14 protein-coding genes are annotated in these 8,857 nt (G+C 67.4%); 6 read left to right on the top strand and 8 right to left on the bottom strand.

Translation table 11 applies throughout. The features are described 5' to 3' along the window. Positions 1 to 304 (top strand): transposase (locus BLW84_RS37060; RefSeq protein WP_143061229.1); only part of this gene is annotated, 304 nt, incomplete at its 5' end. A 45-nt stretch (positions 305 to 349) separates the two neighbouring features. On the opposite strand, the gene BLW84_RS37055 is transcribed toward BLW84_RS37060, so the two are convergent. The 4 genes from BLW84_RS37055 to BLW84_RS37040 all read right to left on the bottom strand — a co-directional run bounded on the left by BLW84_RS37055 (position 350) and on the right by BLW84_RS37040 (position 3,878). After that, positions 350 to 508, bottom strand: coding sequence for a DUF397 domain-containing protein (locus BLW84_RS37055; RefSeq protein ID WP_093275481.1), 159 nt, complete (start codon positions 506 to 508; stop codon positions 350 to 352). After that, entirely contained in the window at positions 502 to 2,643 is a 2,142-nt protein-coding gene (locus tag BLW84_RS37050; RefSeq protein ID WP_177226890.1) for an ATP-binding protein, read from the bottom strand. The genes BLW84_RS37055 and BLW84_RS37050 overlap by 7 nt, the downstream gene beginning before the upstream one ends. Before the next feature lie 171 nt (positions 2,644 to 2,814). Beyond that, positions 2,815 to 3,018, bottom strand: coding sequence for a DUF397 domain-containing protein (locus tag BLW84_RS37045; protein WP_093275476.1), 204 nt, complete (start codon positions 3,016 to 3,018; stop codon positions 2,815 to 2,817). 17 nt (positions 3,019 to 3,035) lie between these two features. Further along, positions 3,036 to 3,878, bottom strand: a complete 843-nt coding sequence (locus tag BLW84_RS37040; RefSeq protein WP_093275474.1) for a helix-turn-helix domain-containing protein — start codon at positions 3,876 to 3,878, stop codon at positions 3,036 to 3,038. Positions 3,879 to 4,017: 139 nt separating this feature from the next. Here BLW84_RS37040 and BLW84_RS37035 point away from each other — a divergent pair, with 139 nt between their 5' ends. Beyond that, a complete protein-coding gene (locus tag BLW84_RS37035) occupies positions 4,018 to 4,239 on the top strand; it encodes an HC3 family zinc finger protein (RefSeq protein ID WP_093275471.1) in 222 nt (73 codons plus the stop codon). A gap of 40 nt (positions 4,240 to 4,279) precedes the next feature. Beyond that, the gene (locus tag BLW84_RS37030) at positions 4,280 to 4,486 is read left to right on the top strand and encodes a hypothetical protein (RefSeq protein WP_093275468.1); all 207 of its coding nucleotides are present in this window, start codon (positions 4,280 to 4,282) and stop codon (positions 4,484 to 4,486) included. A gap of 186 nt (positions 4,487 to 4,672) precedes the next feature. Here the strand turns inward: BLW84_RS37030 and BLW84_RS37025 are convergent, their stop codons facing one another. Beyond that, positions 4,673 to 4,930 carry a hypothetical protein gene (locus BLW84_RS37025; protein ID WP_093275466.1) on the bottom strand — a complete coding sequence of 86 codons (258 nt, stop codon included), beginning with the start codon at positions 4,928 to 4,930 and terminating at the stop codon, positions 4,673 to 4,675. 72 nt (positions 4,931 to 5,002) lie between these two features. Further along, entirely contained in the window at positions 5,003 to 5,578 is a 576-nt protein-coding gene (locus BLW84_RS37020; protein ID WP_093275463.1) for a helix-turn-helix domain-containing protein, read from the bottom strand. Between the two features lie 117 nt (positions 5,579 to 5,695). Here BLW84_RS37020 and BLW84_RS37015 point away from each other — a divergent pair, with 117 nt between their 5' ends. Genes BLW84_RS37015 through BLW84_RS37005 form a run of 3 tightly spaced genes read left to right on the top strand, consistent with a single transcriptional unit; the run spans position 5,696 to position 7,608 of the window. Next, positions 5,696 to 6,532 (top strand): DMT family transporter, encoded by an 837-nt coding sequence (locus BLW84_RS37015; RefSeq protein WP_093275462.1) that lies wholly within the window; start codon positions 5,696 to 5,698, stop codon positions 6,530 to 6,532. Positions 6,533 to 6,576: 44 nt separating this feature from the next. Then, entirely contained in the window at positions 6,577 to 7,284 is a 708-nt protein-coding gene (locus tag BLW84_RS37010) for a B3/B4 domain-containing protein (protein ID WP_093275459.1), read from the top strand. Positions 7,285 to 7,335: 51 nt separating this feature from the next. Beyond that, on the top strand, positions 7,336 to 7,608 hold the full coding sequence (locus BLW84_RS37005; protein WP_245761651.1) for a hypothetical protein: 273 nt from the start codon (positions 7,336 to 7,338) through the stop codon (positions 7,606 to 7,608). Here the strand turns inward: BLW84_RS37005 and BLW84_RS37000 are convergent. Next, positions 7,565 to 7,918 carry a DoxX family protein gene (locus BLW84_RS37000; RefSeq protein WP_093275457.1) on the bottom strand — a complete coding sequence of 118 codons (354 nt, stop codon included), beginning with the start codon at positions 7,916 to 7,918 and terminating at the stop codon, positions 7,565 to 7,567. The genes BLW84_RS37005 and BLW84_RS37000 overlap by 44 nt on opposite strands. A gap of 11 nt (positions 7,919 to 7,929) precedes the next feature. Then, positions 7,930 to 8,823, bottom strand: coding sequence for a sigma-70 family RNA polymerase sigma factor (locus BLW84_RS36995; protein WP_245761650.1), 894 nt, complete (start codon positions 8,821 to 8,823; stop codon positions 7,930 to 7,932). Between the last annotated feature and the right edge of the window lie 34 nt (positions 8,824 to 8,857).

Raw genomic sequence — 8,857 nt, 5'->3', positions numbered from 1 at the left:
TGTCTGGGCCGACCAAGGCTACGAAGGCCCTCTGACCGGCCGCGACACCAAAACCATCCTCGGCCTGACGGTGGAGATCGTCTACCGCCAACCCGGCCAGAAAGGCTTCCAAGTCCTGCCCCGACGCTGGGTCATCGAACGCACCCTCGCCTGGATCAGCCGACGCCGACGCTGCGCCCGCGACTACGAACGCCTCCCCCAACACCACGCCACCATGGTCCACTGGGCCGCCATCATCCACATGACCCGCCGCCTCGCACGTCTACCACAACACCAACCACAAGATCCAAAACAGCCTCTATAGCGACACAAAATACTCACAAGCCTTGACCAGCAGAAACAGCATAGATCAGAGGTCGTACCGACCGGACTTCGCAGCGGCGATAAAGCTCCCCCGAGGTGCAGCCGACACGATCAAGGCGCCGCCGGCTCGATCCTTCGTGTCCCGCACCCCAGTGCGCTCAACACCCACAGCAACCTCAACGCAGTTGCCTCCACCGCTCAGCACAAGCCCAGTTCTTGCCGCACGGAATCGGCTTCGACATCACCGAGTTCCTCGAAGATCGTGAGCGCTTGTTCCCAGTTAGCACGGCCCTGCTCGCGGTCTCCAGCAGCGAACAGGGCGTTGCCCAAGCCTCTGAAGCTCTGCCCTTCGCCTCTCCGATACCCGATTTCCCGGCGGATCCGGAGGGCCTCTCGGTGCATAATCACTGCCGTGGACGGCTCGCCCGAAGCGAGGTGCAGCTCACCGAGCTCGTTCAATATGTACGACTCCCCGTACACTTCGCCGACTTCTCGGTAGAGGGTCAACGCATCGTTGAAGTGCGAACAGGCCTTCTCGTACTCGCGTAGACCCATGTACGCCACGCCAAGGCACCCGTGTCCGTAACCTCGACCGTTGGGATCTCCTACCCCTACCTGCAGCTCGAGGCCTCGTTGGGCCATCTCCAGCGCTACGTCATGCCGGTCGAGCCGACTACTCGATTCGCTGCCGATCAAAAGGGACATGGCAGCGTCGTAGCGGTCATCGGCCTGCTCGAAGAGCTCACGTGCCAGCCCGCTGTAGTACACCACCTTCTCGTGCTGCTTCGCCTCGAAGTAAGCGACGGCGAGGCCGTGCAGCAGCTGCGCCTCAGCCCGCCGGTCTCCAAGCTCGCGCACGGCTCCGAGCGCCATTTCGAAGTTCCTGATCCACTCGGCCAAATACCCACGAAGCCGGAAGAAGTAGAACATCGTGAATGCCAAGCTCCAGGCATGAGCCCGGAACCCTCGCCGATGTGCCTGCCCGATGCAGGCAGTCAAATTCGCGTACTCGTCATCCCACCAGTCGAGCATTCGATCTTCATCGTCGAAGGTGCTTCCCACCACTTCCGACGGTGGTAGTACCAGCGCGAACTTGCGCGAGTGGCCGACCAGGAAACGGTCGATCGAGTGGCTCGTACGAAGATAGTGGTCGAGCAATCGACGGATGGCGGCGTCGCGGTCCGGAGCAGCTTCGTCCGTGGCTGCGCGCTCAGCGGCATAGGCACGGAGCAAGTCGTGGAACCGGTAGCGGCCTGGTTCATGCTGGTCGAGGAGACTGGCTTGCGACAGTTCAGCAAGCAAGGCACGAGTTTCACGCCGCGAGCGTCCGGCCAGATCCGCCGCGGCCCGGAGGCCGATATCCGGCCCTGTCGGCAAGCCGAGCAGCCGGAACAGACGTGCCGCCTCGGGTGTGAGCGAGCGGTAGGGCCAGGAGAAAACCGAGCGCAAGCCGGTTACCCCGCCCGCATCCAGGGCGTCGAGTCGATCTCGCTCGTCCTGCAGCTGCGAAACCACTTCGGTCAGTGGGAAGTCCGGGTTCTCGACTGCTCGGGCCGCAGCGATCCCGAGGGCGAGCGGGAGCCCGGCGCAGTGCCGGATGAGATCCCGCACGGCCTCTTGCTCTGCCGCCACCCGCTGATCGCCGAGGTAGGAAGCCAGCATCAGCTCTGCCTCGTCCGCTGTTAGGACGTCCAGGGAAACACGAGTCGCGCCTTCCCGAACGACCAACTCATGCAGCCGGTTCCGGCTGGTGACCAGCACCAGGCAACTCGGGCTGCCGGGAAGCAGGGGCCGGACCTGCTCGGCTGTGCGAGCGTTGTCGAGCAGGACAAGCATCTGCTTTCCGTGCACCAGGCTGCGGAACAACCCCGCACGAGCTTCCAAACCCTGGGGCATTCGCTCTGTTGGAACCCCCAAAGCGATCAGGAAAGAGCCCAGGGCGTCGGTGGATTCCACCGGCTCGGCGACCGAGTCGAAGCCCCGCAGGTTGACGTAGAGTTCGCCGTCCGGGAACCGATCCCTCATACGGTGCGCCCAGTGCACGGCCAGCGTCGACTTGCCGACTCCTGCAACTCCATCAACCGTCGAGATCAGTACGAAACCATTGCTGGTCGCGCCGCCGAGCAGCGTCGTGAGCGCGTCTTGTTCCACCGCCCGGTTGACGAAGTGGCGGGCCGCCACCGGTAGCTGCCGCGGGACCAGCCTTTCCTCAAGCGCATTGTGGAAGTGCACGTCACCGTGAATCTGACCGGCTTGCACGCTGTGCCCACCGATCTGGGCAGCCGACTCGTTGTGTACTCCGTCGCCCACGGTCACCAATCCCCCCAGATTGTTGATCAACTCAGCCAGAGTGGCAGATCCCGCGCCAAGCCCGCTACCGCCGACAGGCATGGCGTCATCACGGTTGCCACAGGCGCAGCGGAGGCCGTTGCACCGTCTGCTATCTGATCACCCAAACCGACACGGAACGCCCAGCGACGCAAGACAAATCATCCGGACGACATCGTCGCTTCAGAGCTCGTAGTGGGCGGACTTCACAGCATTGATGAAACTCCGCCACTGGCGTTCCGGCACGATCAAGGCACCGCCAGCCCGATCCTTCGTGTCCCGCACCCCAGCGTGCTCAAGCCCCACAGCCACCTCAACACAGTTGCCGTTACCACCGCTGTAGCTGCTCGTAATCCAGCGCGCCCCAGCTAAGCCAGCCACCGACATGGCCTTCCCTCTCCCGATCAGTCATGCACCAGCGACTCGATGAACCTCACCGATTCAGCGGGTGACAACGCGACTTCCCGCAGGTTCTCGGCTGCCATGCTATATCCACGCATCCGCTCTTGATCACGAATGTAGACGGCATCGTCCTGGAGCTCGACGTACCCGACGGAGTGCGCGTGCTCGAAGCCGAGGATCGCGAAAGCTCCGGTAAATCCACTGTGGATGCCGTCTTCCGGGCACAGGACCTGCAGTTCGACATTCGGCAAGGCCGCCAATCGAATCAGGTGCCGGTACTGGTCCTGCAGAACTCCAGGATCACCGACATCCAACCGAAGTGCTGCTTCTCCGACAACCACAACAAGTTCCAGCGGCTCCGCATCGGTCAATACCGCCGCCCTGGCCTGCCGGAACGCTACGAACCGGTCGACATGATCTGATCGCACCCGCGGCGTGGCCGACGTGACGGCGCGCGCATACGCCTCCGTCTGGAGCAATCCCGGCACGAACACCGGCTCATAAAGAAATTCCCACGCAGCCTGACCTTCCAGCCCCACAAATGCCTGGAACCAGGTCGCCGCGACATCGCTCCAGGGCGACCACCATGCACGCTGATCATCCCGCTCAGCCAACTGCGAAAGCCTTTGCACGACGTCATCCGGCGCGCCGTAGTACTTCAGCAAGGCCGCCACTTCGTCGGGCTGCTGACGATTTCGCCCGCTCTCCAAGTGGTTGATCTTCCCCGCCGTACAGCCAATCGCCTCGGCCGCGCCGACAGCAGTCCGGTTTGCCAACTGCCGGTAGTGCCGAAGCTCAACACCGATGAGCCATCGCTGGGCCGCCGGATCTGTCCACTGCGCCACGATTCAGCTCCCTCCCAAGCGGACACCAACAGTGTGCACGGCACTACGCACGGCAACTCCACCTGATCGAAGTATAGACCTCAGTAAATTCCTACGTGGATTATTAGAGGGCAAGCGGGATCAGACGGAAGGAGTCGAGATGTTGCCTGGTGGCGCGAAAGTCGGGCGGTGGCAGCCGGTCACCAGTGGTCGGCACGCCTTCGATTCGGCCGCACGGAACGCCGAGCCGGGGCTGGTCGTCAACGCGTTGTGCGGCGTCGAGGTCAGCACCGACGAGCTGCAGCGGATCTCGCCGGAGATCGCCTGGATACGCGAGGACACCTGCATGGCGTGCTGGCAGGTCCTCGCCTCCCGCCAGTAGTGCTCAACCGCAACCGGATTCGACGGCGAAAGGATTCACCATGTTCTGGCTCCAGCTCACGACGCTCGTGCTGATCAACGTCCTCGTCTTCGCCATGGTGTTCTCGCGGTTACCCCAGGCGCGGCACAGCGGCGGCGGCGAGGGCGACTACACGGTCTGGTACCTGATCGCCCAGGTCGAGGCGGAACGCCAAGCCGCTCAAGAAGAATCCGGCACCGGACGACATCGCCTGCGCGAACCGACCTAGTGCCTCGAAGCCGGACCGGTGCAACCTCCCCGACCCGGCACCGGTCCACCTGGTGGCCGGGCGCACCTCCCCCGCCCCCATGCCCGGCCACGGGCACCCGTGACCGATCAACCGGTCACGGGTGCCCCTCACCTCGCCAGCCGAGGTGTCGTGAGCGCAAAAGCCGGTTCTTACCGGAATTCGCACTCACGACACCGGAAACTCCACCTCGCTCGGTTCCACCCAGAACAGGCGGCCGTCGTCAGCGATCCGCTCGCATCCGAGCACGGGCTGGTCGGCTTCCAGCGCATCAGCGATCTCCGCCAGCATGGCTTCCACGCTCCGCCACTGGGGCGGGTAGCAAAAGCCTTCCACCTTCGAGAACTCCCCGACGCAGCCCCGCGCCTCGCCCGCCCGCAGATCCACGATCAGCTCGTATCCGCAGTCGTCACCGCCGATCGGCACGAACTCGCGCGCCTATCGGTCGGTGAAGGCCTCCTCCGCCTCGGACTCGTCCGTCGCCACTCGAGCGGTTCTTCACCCGGGACCTGGTGGTAGATGGACCGTCATGATCAGGGTGCAGGTTTCGGTGCCCGCGCCGCGGTAGGCGTGCGGGGCGTCGCCGTCGAACGTCGCGGTCTGCCCGGCTTCGACGGCGTGCTCCTCGCCGTCCACCACCAGGGTCATCCGGCCGGCGGTGACGCTGACGGTTTCCACGACTCCGGCCTGGTGCGGGTGGCTGGGGTACTCCTCGCCTGGTTCCAGCCGCCAGCGCCAGACCTCGACGGGGGCCGGGCCCGTTGTCGTCAGCACGAGCCGGGCCTCGCCGCCCTGCTCCCCGGTCCACAGCGGCGCCACGTCGTCGGAGGCCACCACGCGGACACGGCCCTCGGACGGCCCCTGCATCAGGGCGGACACCGAGATGCCGAGGGTGTCGGCCAGCCGGACGAGGGTGGCCAGGTTCGGGTTGCCCTGGGCCTTCTCCAGTCCCACCAGGGCACCCTTGCTGACCTGGGCGCGCCTGCCGAGTTCCTCCAGGGACAGACCCGCGCGGACGCGGGCGGCCCGGACGTTGTGCGCGACCGTCCGCAGGGCTGCGGCCGTCTCGGTCATCTGAGCACCCTCCTCGCAGCTGGACCATTCCGATGAACTATTCGGTCGGTTGATTGAGCTCGTCGGTCAATCTGTTGTACCGTGTAGTCGTTCCAATGAAATGGTAGGGGATTCCTCGTGTTCGCTCTGCTGCTGGCCGTCGGCAGCTCGCTCGCTTACGGGTGCGCCGATTTCCTCGGCGGCCTCGGCGCCCGCAAGGCTCATGTGCTGCGCACCGTGATGATCGCGGCCCCGGCCAGCCTCGCGGTCGAACTGCTGCTGTGGCCGCTGCTCGGTGCCTCGTTCAGCACCGCGACCGTCGCCTGGGGCGCGGCCTCGGGAGTCGCCTCGGCCGCGGCGTTCGCCCTGCTCTACCGCACCCTGGCGATCGGCCCGATGAACGTGCTGTCGCCCGTGACCGCGCTGGTGTCGGCCGCGTTGCCCGTCGGCGTGGGGCTGCTGCAGGGCGAGCACCTGGCCGCCGCCGGAATGGTCGGCCTGCCGCTCGCGCTGGTGGCGGTGGTGCTGGTCAGTGCCGGGCACGGCGCGAGGTCGTCACGCCCTTCGCGCACTGCGCTGCTGCTGGCATTCGGCGCGGGTGCCGCCATCGCGCTCCAGCTGATCTTCCTGCACCAGGCACCGTCCGACAGCGGGGTGGCTCCGCTGATCGTGGGGCGGGCGGTCTCCTCGGCCGTCATCCTGGCCGCGGCGGGGCTGATGCACCGCAGGCTGGGGCCGGAGCGGCCCGCGTACGCGATGTCGGCGGCGGCGGGCGCGCTGGACTCGGTGGCGAACCTGCTGTTCCTGCTGGCCGCCCGCAGCGGCGACCTCGCCGTCGTCGCGGTGATCGTCGCCCTCTACCCGGCCGGCACCATCCTGCTCGCCCGCGGCGTCATCGCCGAACGCATCCACCGAGGCCAACTCGTCGGCCTGGGCACCGCGGCCGTCGCCGTCAGCCTCCTCGCCCTGACCTGACCAAGCCCACCACCGAACGCAGGAAAGAAACGGAAACCCCGCCGATGCCCGCCTTCCGCCTCGCCCCCGCCATCGCAGACGCCTTCCCCGACACCCGCATCGCCCTGGTCACCGCCACCGGCCTGCACGGCCGCGAACCCTGGCCCCGCACCGCCGCCGCCTTGGCGGAACTGGAACGACAGCTCGCCGATGGCGCCTGGCGCCCCGCCGACGAGACCGACCCCCGCATCGAGGCATGGCACACCGCCTACCGCGCCTTCGGCACCAACCCTCGTCGCACCCGCCCCAGCGTCGACGCGCTCGGCCGCCGCCTGTCCAAGAGGGGAACCCTGCCGCGCATCAACCCGGCCGTCGACTCCTACAACGCCGTCTCCGTCCACCACGGCCTGCCCGCCGGCGCCTTCGACCTGGACCACGTCACCGGTGACGTCGTCATCCGCCACGCGGACGGCACCGAGTCCTTCACCCCGCTCGGCGAACCCGACGCCATCGAGGCCCCCAAGCCCGGCGAGATCATCTACGCGGACACCACCGGCGTCCTGACCCGCCACTGGAACCACCGCGACGCCCACCGCACCCGCGTCACCGAGGGCTCCGCACATGTCGCCTTCGTCCTCGAAACCCTCCACGCCACCCGTGACGGCCACCTCCTCGAAGCCGCAGTGGACGAGCTGCGCGGTCTGCTCGCCCCGCACACCGAACAGACCGCCGTGCACCACCTCAGCCCGGCACAACCCCAGGCCATCGCTTAAGGCGCGGAGAACGTCCTCTGCCGGTTCTCACCGGCTGTGCGCTGCGGACAGTTGCGGGTAGAGGAGGGCGAGGTCCTCGCCGAGCCGCGCCTTCCACTGCGTGGTCTGCTCGTCGCCTACGAGGAGCAGCGCCTACTCAGTCCGGAGTGCACCGCTTCGGCGCAACGCCGCATGCTCCACACCGAACGCGACCGGCTGGCGACCAAGGTCGACGAGATGACCCGTGCGCTGCACCGGCTCGACGAGCTCATCTCCGCCGCCGATCACCTCCGCGACCGACTCACCCGGCGATCGCGAGGACGAGCGAGGCGACGGCCAGGGTGAGGAAGGCTCCCGGGCCCGGCGCGATGGTGTTGATCTCCCGGGCGCGCACGTGGGCGACGATCGCGCCCACGTAGAACGCGACGAGCCCGATCGCGGCCGCGACGCCGATGGCCTGGAATCCGAGCAGGCCCAGCAGGAGCCCCACCGCGCCGGCGGCTTTGAGCGTTCCCAGCATCGGTAGCCACGATGGCGGGACGTCCACCTTGGCCGAGTTGACGAGGACGAAGTCCGCCTTCACCAGGTCGGCGATGGCGATCCCCGCATTCGCCGCGATGGTGACGGCCGTGACGACGACGTACGTGATGAACATGGCTTCTCCCGCTAGTCGGTGATGTGCAGCCGGGCGATGCGGGCGGGATCCGCGACGACGTCGTAGTGGACGATGCGCCCGGCCGCGATGCGGAAGACCAACGCGAGGCGCGGACCGCGATCGGCCATGACCGCGATTCCGGGCCGCCCGTTGATCGACACCACGCGCGCTCGCCGGGCGTTGGCCCGCAACGCCCGCGTCTCGTCGACGACAGTTCGCGCGCCCCGCACCCGCAGTTCCGCGCCGGGCGGAAGGGCTTGCGGATCGGCCGTCCTCGTCACCTCGGGGTGCAGGACCGCGACGAGGCCGTCGATGTCGCCCTGCTGCGCCGCTTTCAGGAAGGCAGCCACCACGTGCCGCGCCGCGCCGGGATCGGCGTCCGCCGCACTGGCCGGCCGCACCCGCGCCCGCGCGCGGCTGGCCAGCTTCTTGGCCGACCCGGGTGTCGTCTCCAGCACGTGCGCCACCTCGTCGAACGGCGTGCCGAACACGTCGTGCAGGATCAGCGCGACCCGCTGCGGCGGCGTCAGCTGGTCGAGCAAGATCGTGATGGCCTCGCTCAGGTCTCCGGCGAGGAGCGCTACCTCCTCCGGACCGCCGACGGGATCCGCCGGTTCCGGCATGTCGGCCGGCTCCTGCGGGACCTCGCGCGATCGGCGCAGGTGGTCCAGGCACAGCCGGGTCACGACGGTGGTCAGCCAGGCGGGCAGGTTCTCGACGCCGTCGACATCGGCCCGCAGGTACCTCCACGCCTCTTGCACGATGTCCTGGGCATCGGCCTCCGACCCGAGGAGGCGGAACGCGACCGCGAGCAGGTGCGGTCGCTCGCGGTGGAACACCTCGTCCCGATCCGCGCCGCCCGACGCCGTTTCCAACCCGAACATGCGTTCTTCGCCTCCCGCCACGCACAGCTCCTACCTGTCTGACGGGCCAGCGGCG

Origin of the sequence: Saccharopolyspora shandongensis (assembly GCF_900106995.1) — a bacterium.
In the GTDB taxonomy this organism is placed as follows: Bacteria; Actinomycetota; Actinomycetes; order Mycobacteriales; family Pseudonocardiaceae; genus Saccharopolyspora; species Saccharopolyspora shandongensis.
Note: the sequence above shows the minus strand (reverse complement) of the source record. Positions and strands in the feature narration are given on the sequence as shown.

Excerpts from the sequence above, each read along its gene's own strand:
- BLW84_RS37045 (WP_093275476.1), bottom strand. The coding sequence starts at position 3,018 with ATGTCGGTGGCTGGCTTAGCTGGGGCGCGCTGGATTACGAGCAGCTAC.
- BLW84_RS37035 (WP_093275471.1), top strand. The coding sequence starts at position 4,018 with ATGTTGCCTGGTGGCGCGAAAGTCGGGCGGTGGCAGCCGGTCACCAGT.
- BLW84_RS37030 (WP_093275468.1), top strand. The coding sequence starts at position 4,280 with ATGTTCTGGCTCCAGCTCACGACGCTCGTGCTGATCAACGTCCTCGTC.
- BLW84_RS37020 (WP_093275463.1), bottom strand. The coding sequence starts at position 5,578 with ATGACCGAGACGGCCGCAGCCCTGCGGACGGTCGCGCACAACGTCCGG.
- BLW84_RS37010 (WP_093275459.1), top strand. The coding sequence starts at position 6,577 with ATGCCCGCCTTCCGCCTCGCCCCCGCCATCGCAGACGCCTTCCCCGAC.
- BLW84_RS37000 (WP_093275457.1), bottom strand. The coding sequence starts at position 7,918 with ATGTTCATCACGTACGTCGTCGTCACGGCCGTCACCATCGCGGCGAAT.